The organism is Candidatus Regiella endosymbiont of Tuberolachnus salignus (assembly GCF_964020115.1).
Classification (GTDB): Bacteria; Pseudomonadota; Gammaproteobacteria; order Enterobacterales; family Enterobacteriaceae; genus Regiella; species Regiella insecticola.
The window spans coordinates 1823967-1840619 of the sequence record NZ_OZ026542.1; the positions used below are offsets into that span (position 1 = coordinate 1823967).

Annotated in this window: 15 protein-coding genes, 1 tRNA gene and 2 pseudogenes; 6 read left to right on the forward strand and 12 right to left on the reverse strand. The window is 43.5% G+C overall.

Annotated elements, in window-relative coordinates:
• Positions 1–540: 540 nt before the first annotated feature.
• The gene (locus AACL30_RS16485) at positions 541–663 is read right to left on the reverse strand and encodes a type II toxin-antitoxin system RelE/ParE family toxin (RefSeq protein ID WP_422389541.1); all 123 of its coding nucleotides are present in this window, start codon (positions 661–663) and stop codon (positions 541–543) included.
• Positions 664–1049: 386 nt separating this feature from the next.
• Between AACL30_RS16485 and vapB the strand changes: the two genes are divergently transcribed.
• Both vapB and vapC read left to right on the forward strand, forming a co-directional pair.
• The gene (gene vapB / locus AACL30_RS09340) at positions 1050–1283 is read left to right on the forward strand and encodes a type II toxin-antitoxin system VapB family antitoxin (protein WP_339056456.1); all 234 of its coding nucleotides are present in this window, start codon (positions 1050–1052) and stop codon (positions 1281–1283) included.
• Positions 1283–1681, forward strand: coding sequence for a type II toxin-antitoxin system tRNA(fMet)-specific endonuclease VapC (gene vapC, locus AACL30_RS09345; RefSeq protein WP_006706795.1), 399 nt, complete (start codon positions 1283–1285; stop codon positions 1679–1681). Before vapB ends, vapC begins: the two co-directional genes overlap by 1 nt.
• Positions 1682–2504: 823 nt before the next feature.
• On the opposite strand, the gene AACL30_RS09350 is transcribed toward vapC, so the two are convergent.
• The 3 genes from AACL30_RS09350 to AACL30_RS09360 are packed head-to-tail and all read right to left on the reverse strand — an operon-like array spanning position 2505 to position 5222.
• Positions 2505–4877, reverse strand: a complete 2373-nt coding sequence (locus tag AACL30_RS09350) for a primase-helicase zinc-binding domain-containing protein (RefSeq protein WP_339056457.1) — start codon at positions 4875–4877, stop codon at positions 2505–2507.
• Entirely contained in the window at positions 4874–5050 is a 177-nt protein-coding gene (locus AACL30_RS09355) for a hypothetical protein (RefSeq protein ID WP_339056458.1), read from the reverse strand. Before AACL30_RS09355 ends, AACL30_RS09350 begins: the two co-directional genes overlap by 4 nt.
• Entirely contained in the window at positions 5034–5222 is a 189-nt protein-coding gene (locus AACL30_RS09360) for a host cell division inhibitor Icd-like protein (RefSeq protein ID WP_339056459.1), read from the reverse strand. The genes AACL30_RS09355 and AACL30_RS09360 overlap by 17 nt, the downstream gene beginning before the upstream one ends.
• Before the next feature lie 132 nt (positions 5223–5354).
• Here AACL30_RS09360 and AACL30_RS09365 point away from each other — a divergent pair, with 132 nt between their 5' ends.
• On the forward strand, positions 5355–5528 hold the full coding sequence (locus tag AACL30_RS09365) for a hypothetical protein (protein WP_176603445.1): 174 nt from the start codon (positions 5355–5357) through the stop codon (positions 5526–5528).
• A gap of 259 nt (positions 5529–5787) precedes the next feature.
• Here the strand turns inward: AACL30_RS09365 and AACL30_RS09370 are convergent, their stop codons facing one another.
• From AACL30_RS09370 to AACL30_RS09385, 4 genes and pseudogenes are all read right to left on the reverse strand, one after another.
• Positions 5788–5985: a helix-turn-helix transcriptional regulator gene (locus AACL30_RS09370; protein WP_176487135.1), complete on the reverse strand. Its 198-nt coding sequence runs from the start codon at positions 5983–5985 to the stop codon at positions 5788–5790.
• Between the two features lie 124 nt (positions 5986–6109).
• Positions 6110–7057, reverse strand: a complete 948-nt coding sequence (locus tag AACL30_RS09375; protein ID WP_339056460.1) for a hypothetical protein — start codon at positions 7055–7057, stop codon at positions 6110–6112.
• Positions 7058–7150: 93 nt separating this feature from the next.
• Positions 7151–7906: pseudogene (locus tag AACL30_RS09380) on the reverse strand (tyrosine-type recombinase/integrase); the annotation flags it as partial.
• A complete protein-coding gene (locus tag AACL30_RS09385) occupies positions 7864–8013 on the reverse strand; it encodes a hypothetical protein (RefSeq protein WP_339056461.1) in 150 nt (49 codons plus the stop codon). The pseudogene AACL30_RS09380 and the gene AACL30_RS09385, both read right to left, overlap by 43 nt.
• Here AACL30_RS09385 and istA point away from each other — a divergent pair.
• Together istA and istB are read left to right on the forward strand one after the other, a co-directional pair.
• Positions 8012–9190, forward strand: a complete 1179-nt coding sequence (gene istA / locus AACL30_RS09390; protein ID WP_339056344.1) for an IS21 family transposase — start codon at positions 8012–8014, stop codon at positions 9188–9190. The two genes, AACL30_RS09385 and istA, sit on opposite strands and share 2 nt — an antisense overlap.
• A complete protein-coding gene (istB, locus tag AACL30_RS09395; RefSeq protein ID WP_339058365.1) occupies positions 9187–9984 on the forward strand; it encodes an IS21-like element helper ATPase IstB in 798 nt (265 codons plus the stop codon). Before istA ends, istB begins: the two co-directional genes overlap by 4 nt.
• Before the next feature lie 43 nt (positions 9985–10027).
• Here istB and AACL30_RS09400 read toward each other — a convergent pair.
• The 3 genes and pseudogenes from AACL30_RS09400 to adk form a co-directional block, all read right to left on the reverse strand.
• Positions 10028–10615 (reverse strand): annotated as a pseudogene (locus AACL30_RS09400) (tyrosine-type recombinase/integrase); the annotation flags it as partial.
• A gap of 212 nt (positions 10616–10827) precedes the next feature.
• Positions 10828–10913 (reverse strand) — tRNA-Leu (locus AACL30_RS09405).
• A gap of 506 nt (positions 10914–11419) precedes the next feature.
• On the reverse strand, positions 11420–12064 hold the full coding sequence (adk, locus tag AACL30_RS09410; protein WP_339056462.1) for an adenylate kinase: 645 nt from the start codon (positions 12062–12064) through the stop codon (positions 11420–11422).
• Positions 12065–12114: 50 nt separating this feature from the next.
• Between adk and AACL30_RS09415 the strand changes: the two genes are divergently transcribed.
• Entirely contained in the window at positions 12115–12303 is a 189-nt protein-coding gene (locus tag AACL30_RS09415) for a hypothetical protein (RefSeq protein ID WP_339056463.1), read from the forward strand.
• A 205-nt stretch (positions 12304–12508) separates the two neighbouring features.
• Here the strand turns inward: AACL30_RS09415 and AACL30_RS09420 are convergent, their stop codons facing one another.
• Positions 12509–16402 carry an FG-GAP-like repeat-containing protein gene (locus tag AACL30_RS09420; protein ID WP_339056464.1) on the reverse strand — a complete coding sequence of 1298 codons (3894 nt, stop codon included), beginning with the start codon at positions 16400–16402 and terminating at the stop codon, positions 12509–12511.
• Positions 16403–16653: the final 251 nt, after the last annotated feature.

A 16653-nucleotide genomic window follows, 5' to 3' on the forward strand; every position in this document is an offset into this window, starting at 1 on the left:
CAGAGTATAGCCCTGCCACATCGAAAGACAACAGGCAATAAAAGACCCGCAAACCTAATTGGAGTGCGGGTTTTTCTTGGTTTACCGATACTGCCGATAGTTTATTTGGTGGAGCCTGCATCCTTTTGAGCAGGTGGGTTAATTTGTCTACCTATTGTTGGATGCTGTCGCCAATTTCCTGAAGGAACACTCATTGCGATGGAAGCCTATACAACGTCCCATTATTGGGGGCACATTATTTATCGAATCGGATGATGCCCCCACTTGAAGGAAGAATGCAATGGACGACGGTTGACCTTGGTAGACTGGTTTTGTTCGATATATTAATGATTTACGGGGAAAAATAGACTTGAGTAGACCGCTGTAAACTTGTTAATGGTGCGAAGGCCGGAATCGAACACTGATGATATCTTAATGATAATTAAGTAATTTATTTTTATTAAATAAATTTGTACCCGCATTTGTACCCTCAAATCATCAAAGTACTCTTCAATAAAATGAGGTCAGGTTGTATTGTACATTCTCATAGGAAACCTCTCTTCAGTGATAATCAAGATCCTCTATAAGCTCAACATGACATCGGTCGAAACGAAAAATGACTCGCCAATTACCGTTGACTGCGACTGACCAGAAGCCTGTAAGCTCGCCTTTAAGCGGATGCATAAGCGGCTCAGCTTTTTAGCATGGTTAGCACGAATACTCTTGGTCGAACCAGTCTTAAAAAAGACCCTGAGTCCTTTATGCTGAAATGATTTTATCATGAGTCGAGTGTGAACTTATGATGCGAACCAACACATTAACTACTAATTGTAATATCATTACCCTGAGTCTTGTGTTTCCATTATCATAGCTATTCTTCATTAAACCCTTCAAAAACTGCAAAAATTATCTTTATAATCAGTTTTTTACTGATCTTCCTATTTTGAACTAGTCAAAATATCATTAGCTTATCCCTGCATGGCTATGGTGATGATAAGAAATGCTATATAGCATTGCACTATAGCAATGTCAGTGTATAATTTAGACGTTGCTAATCATTGGAGGTAGTTATGTTTCGAGGCACCATTTTTATAAATAATCGAACACAAAATGTTCGGCTCCCCGCCGGTATGCATTTTCCTAAGACTATCAAACATGTGAATGTTAGAGCCGTAGGAAACGAAATCATTTTGTCACCCGCTGAAAATTCGTGGGATAACTTCTTTTTAGGTCAATCACAAGTCACTGATGATTTTATGTCAGAACGTGCCGATCAATACCAGCCTGATCGTGAGGCACTTTGATGCACAAGTTTATGCTTGATACCAATATCGTTATTTACATTATTAAACGTCGTCCATTGGAATTGCTTAATAAATTTAATGAGAATACCGGCAGCATGGTGATTTCATCAATCACCTTTGCTGAATTATTACACGGTGTCGAAAAAAGCGCTGCACGAAAGCGTAATATGGACACGGTAGAGAATTTTGTTTCACGTTTAGCCGTTTTAGATTATAACGATAAAGCAGCTTGGCATTACGGGAACATCAGAGCTAATTTAGAGTGTAAAGGCACGCCTATCGGTGTTAACGATGTGCATATAGCTGCTCATGCTCGCAGTGCAGGACTTGTCCTTGTGACGAATAATAGGAAAGAATTTGATCGTGTTGAGGGATTAATAGTGCAAAATTGGCTGTAAATTTGATTGATGTTTTATTTGTTCTGACCTACGCATTTATTTAACGAACATCACTGTATTCATTGTAATCGTCATTATTGCTCTTCCGTGCCGTGAAAAATACCAGCACGGCTACCCCGACAATCAAATATTAGCCACTTCTCTACGAAAAATGGGCGCTTATGCAACAAAGAAACGTGTATTCATTTACTGATCAACGGTAATTTCAAAATCAGTAAACAGAGCACTAGTTTTTACTGAACGTCTAACTTTATCCAAATTAACAAAACCATGATTATGCAATGCCTTTAAAGTAGTCGACCTGTTAAATATTCTCCCGTTATTCCATTTTCTAAATCACGCTTAAGAGCGAGACAGGTTCAATAATATCATCGTCTATGCGCACTGGTATTTTGCGCACAGGAGGTGCGCACAACACTGCGCACATTTTTCCGCCCGCCAAAAAATAATATTTTCACCTCTTCTGTACCATGACAAGGTAGGTGGGATTTTTAGCTATTTACGTTTTTATCCAAGCCATAATGAACTACCCCCCCCCTGATAAAAGTTTAGGGGTAAAACTATTCACACTGTTCACACTTGTTTTTTTATTTTTATTTTCAATGAGATAAAGGGTGAACAGATGAAACTCAACTCATCACCACTCTTCACCCTGTGTTCACATCAAACCAGGGAAGAAAGGTGAACAGTGTGAATACTTGTGAACACTTAAAAAATAACTGTTCACCCTATTAATCCTTATATAGCAAGGCTTTTAGCACAGTGTGAACAGGGGTGAACACTTTTTCCTATTATTTTTAGTACCCCCCCTATCACCACCGGATTAGTGGTTTAAATCAGCGGTGCCTGTCGCTCGTGGTAGCCATTCATCCGCACTGTCTACATTCAAATTCAGGTTGCTACGGATCCCCTGCCTGCTTTTCTTACGTAGATACTGTAAGCCAAATTCCGCTAAGGAGCCCGGCATATCACTGCCAAAACGTGTTACTGATACCGGTTTAGCCAGATTGTTACCTCTCATGTACGCAAGATAAGCGTGATACAGATATTTACGCGGGTTAAACGGGATAATCTCCGCATTGCCTACCAACATCCCATCCGCCTCAGCCGAGGCTAACAGATAGCCGCAAAAATCTACCAGCGAATCAGTACTCCGTTTGACATTAAGCGCTTCGGCTGATTTTTGCTGCTCCAGCAATAAGCATTTGGCTTCGGCAGGCTCAACAAAACGGGTCAGCAGGTGGCGAATAATCACCGGTAATTCTCGGGCGATTTTATCGCACAGTAAGGTATCACGTTCATTTTCAGGGATGACTTCTGAGAAGTTAAAAATGACGCGCCGACGAGACACACCGCCACTTCGGTCACTGAAACTCATGGCGTTGTTATTCACCGCCAATATTACCGCAGGGATACGTGTCGAATAAGGCTGTTTATGTTTGGGATCGACAGAAACTTCATCACCCCCGGTAATCGCCTTGATCCCTGAGCCTTCTCCCACATAGCGGATCTGGTCGGGCATGATGATCAGTGAGTAGCCGATGATTAACGCACGTTCGCGCGGGTTCTCCAGTGCTGTCATACTGGCTGATACCCTGTTATTTTTTCCCGCCAGCAGGGTACAAATTTCCGCCAGAAGGCTTTTACCACTGCCGCCTGCGCCTGTGACCTCAAGAAATAATTGCCAGTCATAGCGGTTAGCCAGCACCATAAACAGCGCTGCGAGTACTCTGTCTGTTTTGCGATCATGGTTTGCTGTTGCCCTGCGTATCCACTGCCAAAAATGAGGCGCATTATCGACCAGTGTTTCACCCGGTTCCGGCGAGGTGAAGTCGATTTCATTGACGATCAATAACCCATCTTCCTTATTATGTGGTCTGAACTGCTTTTTTTGCAGATCAAAGACGCCATTACGGAAGCCGATTAAGTGACGAGCCGTGCTTTTCATTAACGGCAGTTGAAGTTTTAGTGCGTCAACGGCAGAACGGATGCCGATTGACGTATAAGGCACATCTGATCCGATAAAGATAGCCACCATTTCCCGCATTAAATCGCGATCACTGATGGCACGCCAGGCGATACCGTCGTAGTGGTGTACAGAATCAGACAAAGGCTCCAACGCCAAATCACCATTATAGCGTGCTAACAAGACCTCGCCGCGTTGACTGGCGCCCATCTGGCTCAATGTCGGACGGGTAGGCTTATCATGATTTATCGCATCAGCAGGTTGATACAGTGCTCCGCTGAAAGCCTGTATAGCGGCTTCTATGCCGTATTGCTGCCGGTAATCGTCCCAGTCGGCTTTATGCTGGGTAGGCGGTAAAGCAACCCACCCAGAAACCGCAATAGCGGCTTTTTCGGCGGCGATAGCGCCAATATTCTGCTTAAATTGGCCTTTTTCATCGCATTGATTGGCTTGATCGCAGTCGTTATCAGCGGCAATGATAATTTTTGCTTCTGACCAGCGTTCACGGCATATTTTTGCTACTTCGATTAAATTGCCCGCATCCAATGCCGCAATGGCGATGCCTGAAGCCAATAATGACACCGTAACCGCAGTCGCATAACCTTCGGTGATCAGCACTGTTTCAGCCCGTTCCGGCAGTTCACCTACGGGAATCAATGCCCCTTTCTTACGGGTGCCCGTCAGATAAGGTTTATCACCATTCGGGTAAATACGCTGTGCACCCGTGATCTCGCCGTCTATTGTTTGCAGTGCAAGCAGCAAGGCACCGTTCGGCAGGATAGGCAGACCGGGGCAGTGAAGCCCCTTATTCATCAGATAATGAGATTCACCCAATACCGTTTTTGCCATCAATGCCGCTACCTGCTCAGCAATGGGTTTGTCCGTTGAAGGCACCTCTTTGGCGGGGGCAGGTTTCATCCTTTTTTCTGGCAAGGGCATAGCCAGCACATTAGCTACCAGCTTGGCCGCTTGACGGGCGTTACATTGGTTAACTTTCATCACCAAATCCAACCCGGTACCGGCACCACAATGAGAACAGAAATAAGTGCCTCTGCCTTCCTTGTCGTCAAAACGATAACGGGTTTTACCCCCACAGTTTGGGCATTGACCTTCCTGCCGATGGGTTGGGATCGCCAATTGTCGCAAAATCGCCTCCCAATGACCGTTAGCCTGTGTTCGTACCTCATCAATAAAATTATCTTTTAGCCTGTCGGCAGGCTTCGCTGTCATAATGCCCCCTCTGTCAGCATGCTATAAAGCGCCTCAGTTTTTTCCAGCAGAATAAACAGCAGTGTTTCCCTGGCATCCGCTTCCATGACAGAAACAGCGGCATGAGTCAGCGCTAAGCACTGAAAGGCTAAATCTTCAGCCGTGATCGGGGTTTTATCAATGCGTTTGGACATGGCATCCTCCTGTAACAGGAAGGCGACCGGCAAACAAAAGAATATAATCGGCAACGTAGCGCTGACGGGCTGATTTTTCATCAATTGCCGTAGCGTACAGCATGATAGGCTTAATTTTTTTCTGACTGCGGTTGATCGCCGCAAAGATATAGGTACACTTTGACGTAGCCATAGCGTTAGTCCTTCTAACGAGGTGGTTAGAAGCCCGGTTAGTGCTGGTACACTACCGGGCTTCGCTTTACTTTGAGTCATGCAAAACTGTACATTGTCAACTCTATTGCAGATTAACCCACAGGAGTTGACAATGTCAACAACAGAAAATAAAGAACGCCATGTTGTCCAACTACGACTGGATAATGACTTATTTAAACGTCTTGTTATCGCCATGAAAGAAGACGGTGACGACAATAAGTCAGGATGGATTAAAAGATTACTGCAACGCGAGCTAAATAGGCGAGGCATTGAGCCAAAAAGTTGATTTACTCTTAATACAGTCATTGGCTGAATATGATTTTTTTTATCATTGAAGCGGCAGCTATTCCAAAGAGTAATATTTACTGTATTACTCTTTCCTTTTTGTGTACCCGTGGTGAGCGGTACAAATTGGATAGATGAAAGACATGTAGAAAGAGAAGTAATTTGCAAACGCTTCTTATCGTGGCATAGACAATTATAAAGCTCTTCATCTTCTTGAAAGCAAAATTCTTTTGGTACTATCGAATTGAATACCCGAGTCATCACGCCACCTCCCCACGTGATTCTATAATGCGTTGATTAATCCATGCATCCACTTCACTTTCGATAAAAGCGATAGCGCGCGTGCCAATCTTTACCGGCACAGGAAAACGATGTTGACTGATAAGACGGTAAATCCATGCCTTACTGTAACCAGTACGGCGCTGGACTTCGGGTAAACGGATAAGTGTTTGTGACATCTAATCTCCCTATATACTTTTAAATAACAAGGGAGAACTCTAGACTAGCGTAGAAAACAATCCATAACCCTATTAAGTAGAGCATACAGTCTACTGTGTACAAGGTTCTTTCTATTAAGTACAACTACCATCTTACACCTTTTTCCTTGGCGTACAGGAGTATCCAATTTCTTATCGTTATCAGTTCGTAAACATAACTTTTACTCTCTAACCACGTTTTATAATACCCCGCGGCTTCCATTGCTGTTTTATAAATAGATTTCTTTTCAAACCAATCCTGACATACAAGCATTTTAGCCGCACGATTCTTTTTATGCCTGGAGTCAGTAGCTTTTTTGAGCATTTCCACTTTTTTTATTTCTTCTTTTTTATGTATTCCACTCAATTCATCAATTTTTTCTTTTAATAGACTATTTTCTTTATATAGCTTATTTAACTGGCTTTCATGCATAGCCTCGGTTTTGATCTTATCGCCATAACACATTGCCTTATATGCTTTCATGGCAGCTTCAGTTATAGGGTGAGACACACCCAACGATATATTTCCTTTTCTTACGGGCTTTTTACCAATTAATTTTATAAAGCTAACAGCATCGTTAATCAATGAAAGGCTGAGCGCGTAAAAATACTCACAAGGTTCAGCATCAATGAATCCATCTTCTGTTTCATCATCTTTTAACCAATGAACAATTTCTCCCAAAGCATCAATAGGATCCATATTCTCTTCGTTGGGCGCATCCAAATCTGACGTACAGCCAATGAAATAAAGTGCTAGGCCGTCTTTGCAATAATCAAATTCAAAAAGGTGTTGATCAGGATGAGGATCACTTGAATAACTTATGTGATCGAGAAGATTTTCTTTAAGCTCGCTTATTTCCTTGTCTTGTTCTTGCTCGAAATATATTTCAATCAACTGATAAATGAGATCCTGAACATATTTAATTTGCTTATCTGTCCTGTTCTTCATTCTCAAAAAAAGATGGACACGATCAGCTACTTTCCCCAGTTCCTCTATAGAATATAATGAAACTCTATCATTTAACCGTGAAAAATAATCCTCTTTACTTGTCACTACGTCACCTCACGCCCTCTATTAGTTAAGAGCTATGCCAGCCAGTAGAGGTGTACTGGTTTTCGGGGATCAGCCTAGACATAACTTGTGCTTTTAATGCCTATTTCGGACTAGCCCTGTCTCTTCATTCAGACTTGGGCGGACATTGTTAAATGGACTTTGCATCATATTTTTCGTTCGTGCAAATTCATAGGGGGTGATGGCGCAGTCTCTATTCGCATCCAGATAATCTGCCCACCATTGCACCATTAAACGTCTTTCTTCTAGATGCTCCGCTTTATGAATATAGGCAGCTCTGACATTATTTCTTTCTTGATGGCTCATCTGGCGTTCGACCGCATCCCTTGACCACAGTGCCGATTCAATGAGCGCACCGCACGCCATAGCACGAAAACCGTGGCCACAGACTTCTGTTTTTGTGTCATAACCCATTATCCTAAGGGCTTTATTGACCGTATTTTCACTCATAGGTTTATGTGAATAATGATCACCAATAAAGATGAGTTCGTGTTCACCACTGATCGCTTTTATTTGCTCTAAAACAGCAACGGCTTGTCGACTTAATGGGACGAGGTGAGGGGTGCGCATTTTAGCACCACGAGATGAATATTTGACGCCTTTAAGTGCTTCCCTCTCTGCCGGTATTGTCCACAGTGCACGTTCGAAATCCACTTCGTTGTACCGAGCAAACCGAAGTTCGCTGGAACGAATAAAAACCAGTAACGTCAATTTTACCGCTAACTGGGTGAGTAAACGCCCTTTATAGTTTTCTATTCGTTCAAATAATTCAGGAATACGTACAAAATCTAACGCGGGGCGATGGACACATTTACCGGTAGCAATGGCGCCAGTGTCAGCGCTAATGATAAAAGACCGTAAATTGCTAATTTAATTTGTCCACTCAAGCCAGAATGCAGTTTCCTTTGTGGTGACAAAGCCATGAGGGAAATAAGCATGCTAAGAAGAGAGGACCACTACATGATAAAACAACGCCATCAACAGGGGGCATTTATTGTTGATATTGCCCATCAGATAGGGTGTTCAGAAAAGACGGTGAGACGGCACATTAGCTATCCTGCGCCGCCAACAGCAAAACGCGGTAAAAAACAGGTTGCTAAACTCGAGCCCTTTAAAGACTACATCGATTCAAGGTTGAGTGAACAGGTTTGGAATGCGGCGGTTATTTTTGAGGAAATCCGTGAAAAAGGCTACCGGGGTGGGAGTGCGATGCTCCGACGTTATATACATCCCAAACGTCCGCTCAGGGCCTCGAAAAACACGGTACGCTTTGAAACCCTCCCCGGTTATCAACTTCAACACGATTGGGGAGAAATCATCGTTGAGGTGGCAGGCTCTGCCTGTACGGTTAATTTTGCCGTTAATACGCTCGGTTTTTCGCGTCGCTTTCATGTCTTTGCTGCCCCTAAGCAAGATGCTGAGCACACGTATGAATCGCTGGTTCGCAGCTTCAATTACTTCGGTGGCAGCGTAAAAAATGTCTTGGTAGATAACCAAAAAGCCGCTGTTATCAAACATGGACAAAATGGCCACATCGAGTTCAATGCGGGCTTCCTGCAACTGGCTAATCACTATGGGTTTAGCCCTCGCGCCTGTAAGCCTTATCGACCGCAAACGAAAGGCAAAACCGAACGGATGGTGGGCTATGTTAAACACAATTTTTTCACTCGCTACCGTCAGTTTGAGAGTTTCGCTCATGTTAATCAACTGCTAGCGATGTGGCTGGCGAAAGTGGCAGACCAGCGTCATCTTCGTCAATTCAAGCAGACACCGGAAAATCGTTTTGCTGAGGAAAAAATAGCCTTGATGCCACTCCCTGCGACTGATTTCGATACCAGCTACTTCGACCTACGACAAGTGGCATGGGACAGCTATATCGATGTCAGAGGTAATCGCTATAGCGTGCCTTCATTCTGGTGTGGTCGTGCGGTTAATATTCGTATCGGTTTAGATAATACGCTACGTATTTACGGCGATGAGCAACTGCTCGCGACGCATCTCTTGCAGGAGGTAACGCAGGGCTGGCAAAAGGTGCCAGAACATCATCAAGCCCTTTGGCAACAGGTCAATCGAGTAGCGTCTCGTTCGCTCAGTGTGTATGAGGAGCTACTCTGATGGAAATGGAAAACTTGTTGATACGGTTAAAAATGGATTACCTGGGCGATGCGTTGGAGAGTTTATGTGAAGAAGCCACCAAGAAAGCACTGAACTACCGTGAATTTCTCCAGCAGGCATTAGCCCAGGAATGGAACGGGCGTCACCAAAAAGGCTTGGAATCGCGGTTAAAACAAGCACGTTTGCCGTGGATAAAAACCTTGGAGCAATTTGACTTTACTTTCCAACCAAGTATAGACAGGAAAATTATCCGCGAGCTGGCGGGGCTGAGGTTTGTCGAACATCATGAAAACGTCATTTTGTTAGGCCCACCTGGGGTAGGGAAAACGCATTTGGCGATAGCGCTGGCTGTCAAGGCAGCTACAGCTGGGCATCGGGTATTGTTTATGCCTCTGGATAGACTCTGCTGTACCTTAATGAAGGCAAAGCAAGAAAACCGTCTGGAACGCCAACTTCAGCAACTGTGCTATGCCAGGGTATTAATACTGGATGAAATCGGGTATTTACCGATGAATCGCGAAGAAGCTAGCCTATTTTTCAGGTTATTGAGCCGTCGTTATGAAAAGGCGAGCATCATTCTCACATCAAATAAAAGTTTTACTGATTGGGGGGACGTATTCGGTGATCACATTTTAGCAACTGCGATTTTAGACAGGCTTTTACATCATTCAACCACATTGAATATTAAAGGAGAAAGCTATCGACTCAAAAATAAACGCAAAGCAGGCATGTTGCCTATAAAAACGACTGATATTATCCAGGCGCCTGGAATAGAAACCCAACAGGAAAATTAGCAAAAACTGGACATTTTAAAGTAGCAAAAAGTGGTCAATCTAAAGTAGCGTTGACACCAGCCATATCCTGAGCCGGATTGTAATCAATCATGCCACTCTGAACAGCGTAACGCATGATGGCGGTAGTGCGTTGTTGCAGGCGTGCTGCAATCTCTAATCGCCCTGAATGTTCAACCACTTTTATCGGTGTTAATAAATCGCGTGTTTTGAGATCAGCAATATTACGATGGCCTATCGAAGGGAACACATGATCTACCAAACTTTTTAAGACTCTGGTGCTATGGGAAGCCGACCATTTTTTGTTACTCCCGTGCCAGGCTCTGGCTACGGTTTCAAAATTATTCGCTGCACTTTGTTGCTCGACTTTGACTGCCTTTTTGTATTCACTGGGATCGGCTCCTGCCGCGACCAACTTTCTGGCCTGGTCGCGTTTATGTCTGGCATCAGAAAGTGTGATTTCAGGGTAAACGCCCAAAGCCAGCATCTTCTCTTTACCGCCAAAACGATAACGTAAGCGCCAATATTTTGAGCCATTAGGATGAATCAAAAGAAACATGCCTTCACCGTCCGTGAGCTTATACGCTTTCTCTGCGGGTTTGGCTGAACGTACTTTCACATCAGTAAGCGCCATGATAGGGGTTCCTTTATATTCTTCTCCTTCAGTGTATTTGAGGGTACATGATTTTATCGAACCCGTATATACCCGCATTTGTACCCTCATGAGTCTGTTGATGTGGGTCGAACTGAGTAGACGTTGGAAGACAGAAAAAGCGTGATAAGCCTTGTAATAACTGGATTTTTGGCATAAAAAAAGACGTCGGTAGACGTCTGTTTACTATTGAATGGTGCCGAAGGCCGGAATCGAACCGGCATGCCCAGAAGGCGGTTGATTTTGAATCAACTGCGTCTACCGATTTCGCCACTTCGGCACTTAAATATCACATTGATTGAAGCGGGGTGAATTATACCGTTCATTGTCGTGTATGCAACTATTATTCTATTCATTGCCATCTAACTGTTAAAAAATGGCACTCTGACCTGCAGAGAATGAATTTTATTTATGTTATGGCGCTGGTAATAGGGTAAAAGTGAGTGGATGCGCAGTGGCTCCAGGATCCACACCAGGTATCACCTGTGGGAACGCTGAAAAATGTATTTACCTAAGTTTTTAGGAATGAAGTCGATAACGGTTACTTGTTGTGGTAATCAAAGGGTAAATAGCAGCGGGTGACGATACCATCGTTCAGAATGTTAGATTCGTGCCAACAGACTATGCTTTCTTCGTTGAATTGGCTTATAAATTCAAGTCAATGCCTAATGTTTTGCTAAATAAGAGCAATGCATTAGGCATCAATAATCTTGCATCCCTCATTTCAAACCGGACGGATGTTTAGCCTGTTCTGGTTAACGGGAAGATGATTAAGTCAATGTGTAATTAACCAAGGATGGTGGTAAGTTCGTCTCTGATTTCACTGACTTTGTGAGTGCCATCAAGTTTAAAATAATGCGTATTACCAGCGGCGGCCTGCTTACGATAGTAGGAAAGTAATGGTTCCGTTTGTTGGTGATACTCAATCAGGCGTTGACGTACCGTTGCTTCTTGATCGTCTTTACGTAGAGTGAGTGGCTCACCAGTGACATCGTCTTTATTTTCAATTTTAGGCGGATTGAATCGTAGGTGATAAATGCGGCCAGAAGGGGCATGAATACGGCGCCCAGCGATACGTTCAATAATCACTTGGTCGGGTACATCAAACTCCAATACATAATCAATGTTGATACCAGCTTCAACGATGGCATCGGCTTGGGAAAGCGTACGAGGAAATCCATCGAGTAAGAAACCATCTCGGCAGTCGTCTTGACTAATACGTTGCTTTACCAATGTGATGGCCAGTTCATCAGGAACTAACTTCCCTGCTTCCATGATTTTTTTTGCTTTTATACCGAGCTCAGAATTTGTTTGAATGACAGTGCGTAACATATCACCGGTTGAAATTTGTGGAATAGAATACTTTTCCACAATGAATTGAGCTTGAGTGCCTTTACCAGCGCCCGGAGCGCCCAGCAGAATGATACGCATTGCGTAAATTCCTTTATTGTATGATTTTATATGTCGTTGTTATATACCCAATGAATTTCGAGTTACGGCAAGGCGGCAAGGGGGTAAGACCGATGAGCGTAGACATACTACGTGATTCGGCGAGCGACCGCAGCCAACGCCGCCGTAACTTGAAAGGCGAAGGGTATAATAAGCGGGCAACTATATCATTGCATAGGGGAGTGGCTCAAGTTCGAGGTGTTGGCAAGTCAAAGCAATAACTCATTCGAGCTTAGGTGTGGAAAGGCATTTTGATATCACCGGCAAGTTATCTTGAATTTCAATTTGGTATAACCGAATCAGTCTAATTTGATTCAAGACAGAAGAGCACAGACAGTAAAAATAATACGGCAAGCGACGACAACACTTAAATCACGTTAAAATGATTTGGCTATATCGTAAACTTACCGGTGATATACTAATCAATTAGGCTGTCAACCTCATCGTGCTTTCTACCCATAGTGTGTTGATTTGCTGCTGTATTTCATCAAGCCGTGCACCCATGTTCAACTCATCAGCGCTAGTTGAGAAAGCCGCCATCGCCATCACCATTCTGTCGATGTTATTGCCTACTAATTGATACTTCCCTGCTTCTATTTTTTCTATCTTTGATTCAACCCCTGAGCGTTGTGATAGAGCGTAATAATCTTTTATCGTCAGGCTATCACCTGAATCTGAGCCATTCACCAAGACAATCAAATCATTGTTTTCTTTTTTCAACCATAGTTTTTCTTTGGTGATTTCTTCTGATATGAACGTTAAGCGGTCATTACCTCCTTTTTCAATAATGCTATCGTGACCGTCCCCGGTGGCATACCAATAAGTATCATCGCCGCTTTCTCCTTCCCTGATATCGTTAAATAAGGGGACTTCCATCACCAATTGCATAAATCTAGGTAATACGGCGGTACTCTTTATCAAACCATGACGATCCGAAATAGTGATTTGCCCCTGTCCCTGTTGATTACGTGATTGTAAACGAACCGATATACTTTCCGTTTCTAAGCCTTGCGTGCGCATTTTCCAGCTTCGATCATTTATTGGGTTGTATTGAGCGGCTAGAATAGTAGCAAACGGACCCATATTTCGGCGTGCCGCTACGGTAGGCGGCCATCCTATTAAGAACCCATCACGGGTATGCAGCTGATAGTCATGCTGTAATGTTCTTTTATTATCTTGAGGGGCACTGTAAATATCACGTAATGTCAAAGTCGTGGACGAACCACTATCGCTACGTAGCGTCAGCAAAACATCGCCACCTACCTGGTTAATCGCGATAATTTGCTCTGCCTTATAGTCCAGTATGATGCTGCTGTTTTCTTGCTGATTTGCGGTTTCTACCAATGTTATCGATAGATGTCGTTGACTGTTATGTTGCAAAATATGATAGATATCGACCCCCTGCCCACCGTGTGCTTCACCGGCTTGCAACCTGATAATGTCATTACCACCTTTAGCAAAAATACGATCATTGCCGCCCACGCCATCGAGAATGTTGGCCAGATCATTACCTATCAATATATCATCAGTTTCACGGTGCCCTACGGCGTTTTCGATATGCTGCAAGTTAGCGACATGTATTGGTTCTGTGCTGCTGCTATCCTTGTAACGATACTTGACAAAACCTTGGGTAAGATCGATGTAGTAACCCTTGTATATTGCGCTTGGTTTGGCGACAGCGATCACTGTATCAGCATTATCGAGGGCGCTATCATCCATTCCTCCTTTCAGGATACTTGGTGTATCCGGCACAGCGGCGCCCATCAACAAAAATCGGTCTGAAAGCGGCCCGCCTGTCAATTGTTTTCTCCCTGCTGCAACTTCAAAGTCATTTTTCTTATCCTGCTCACCAGTCAGCGTATCATTAGCCCCGCCTAATTTGTAAAGCGCTTTTCTCTCTGTTATCGGCGTAGCCTGAAAGCTATGGGCGTTTACTTCCCCTTGCTGATTAAGAGACAATAACGCTTTGTAACCATCAGTACCTGTGCTGATCCCAAGGATATGCTGCTGGCGACGAACCGCCAGTATGTTAGGACGATAGCGCACCGTTTTTCCATCTTCTTCGCCTACGGCATCCCGTTTTTCCCGACTAAATTCGCCATTCTTTTTCCCATAGGCGACGGTATAGCTGCCATCATCTTGGATCACCACAAAATCGGCACGGCCATCACCATTCATGTCATACAGCTGTATTTGCGCCGTATCAAAATCCCCATTTAGCTTTTCTATTGCAGCGCTCTTTTTTGTTTTCAGCACGGTAAAAGGGGTTTTCCGGTTTGGGTTGCCCAGCAGAATAGACATTGACCCGTCTTCGGTAAACCAAACGACGTCTCCACACCCATCACCATTGATATCGCCGGCCAGACGATAAGTACTTTGATTTGTTGGGGGGCGTTTTGATGCTGGCACTGAAAAGGAAATCGGGGCATCGAAAGTGCGATGCGCGTTACCATAGCAGATGTTGATATTATTTATAGTAAATGTTACTAAATCCGCCCGGCCATCTTTATCAATATCGATCAATATAGCGTCTCGTGAAAAGGCGCCTGGCGTTAGTGTGAATGGTTTGTCAGTAAAGGTGCCATTTGGCTCTGCCAGCAAAATACGAATAGGATCTCGGCTATTACCGATAATTACAATATCGTCTAGATTATCTTTGTTAATATCTGCCACCAGCGTGCGCACTGTAGGAGCATGAAGCGCTTCGACATTTTTAACCCGCTCAGCTGCAGCATAATCGCCTTTCCCCATCGCACGTAGCCAATAAAATCCCTGTGGAGAAAAATAGCCAATATCACGGTGGCCATCACCGTTAAAATCACCCATCATCGCGTGATTATCATTGTAAATCATGTTAAGACGAGTCGTGAGTGATTTGCCTTGTGGATCGACCAATTTGCCCACCAGCTCGTGCGTGCCAATAAACTGCCGTTTAATCACACCAGCAGATAATCTGCCATGACTATCAATGGTATCGTCAATCTCTTGAAAATTCCCTTGGCTATAAGCTTTATAGCTATTAGGGGCGGTGCGAAGCGACTGGTAACGGTAAATGGCTTTCGTCACTTTTATCGCTCCGTGTCTGCTTGCCACATAAGTAGTATATCTTCTCACCTCATAGGGATCAGGGCTCGATCCGGCATAATCTTCATAAGTCAAAGACCTTTGCAGTTCTTCGAGCTCGAGATGTTCCGATGGAGGAATATTATCCCGTACCAGGCGCTCATAACCACGGTGATCCTTACCAAAGAGTTGCTGAAAATTGCGGTCTATCATCGTAACATTAGGCCGACTGAAATAAAGGCTATCAATAAAACGATCAGAGAGCAGTAACGCTGTCATTTGCCTTTCCAACTCGCTATCGCGAGCGCGTTCTAGTTCGAGCTTAGTGTGAGCAGCCGCCAGCGGATTTTCTATATCGGGGCTTAGCATCTGCCCACTAAATGTAAGCCAGGCTATTTTTAGTTTTTCTACCCAGGTCAAATTTTTCACATAGCGTTCAACCTCTTCTATTGCGCGTACCATGGTATAAATCTCTGCGGTTGCGTATATCCCAACGACTAACGCCACAGCGATTGGCCCCCCCACAGCGGCTGCAGTTCCACCTAATGCGCCGACATAGGCCATCCCAATGCCTACGCTTGTCGCCGCTGTATAGAGTGAACCTTTCACTATCAAGTCCTGCCTAGTTTTAGGATCAGTGGTGGTAGACAACGCACGAAATGCCGAAACAGCATGGTATAAATCAAACCCAGCCGATAACACACCCAATGCTGCGCCGGTTAATCGTATTGACTTAACATTAGGGCTAACTTGGCGAAAACGAGAGCTAGATCGGGAAGGTCGGCGTTTTTTTTCAATTTTATTTAGCTTGTTTTTAGCCGCACTAATAGTCACATCAGACATTAGGTGCGTAGCCATCAATTTTTGTTGAGCCCGTAATTGTTCTTGCTCTTCTTCTGATGAAGCCTTTTCGTGTCTTCTTTGATCTCGAGACACATTACGAACCTTGCTCGTACGCCCGTACCGAGTTATCCCAGTATCCACCATGGCAACACCTCTGTTAAAACGAGGCATAACAACGGAACGTCTCGCCCTTCTCCGAGGAGTAATACCAGGTGCTGGCGCTGAATTTTCATCAGGTATTAACCGATTTGTTACATCCTGAGGGAGGATGATTAATTGTTTTAGAAAAAAAATCGGTTGTATTGTATCTTGATTGGTGTAACCTACGCCGCGTGGATAGAGAGACAATTTTTTAGCATAACTAGAGGATGAAATTGCCGGGGGAACGTCTTCTGTTTCATTTTTTTCTTTCATAGCACCCATCCTTATATATTAAGTCATATAAAATTCCATTATTTTAAATTTCGATAATTTAAATCATCTCTATATATTGATCGCTTTTTCTAATAAAAGATTTATATAAAGATGTAGCGAGAATAACGTAAAATTAATAAATTTATAAAATAAATTCATTAATTATTATTATTTTTTCTTATTTCAGTTTTATTTATAATAAAAGTAATGGCCACTCTTTTAAATATAAATTTTAAAAGAGAATATATAAA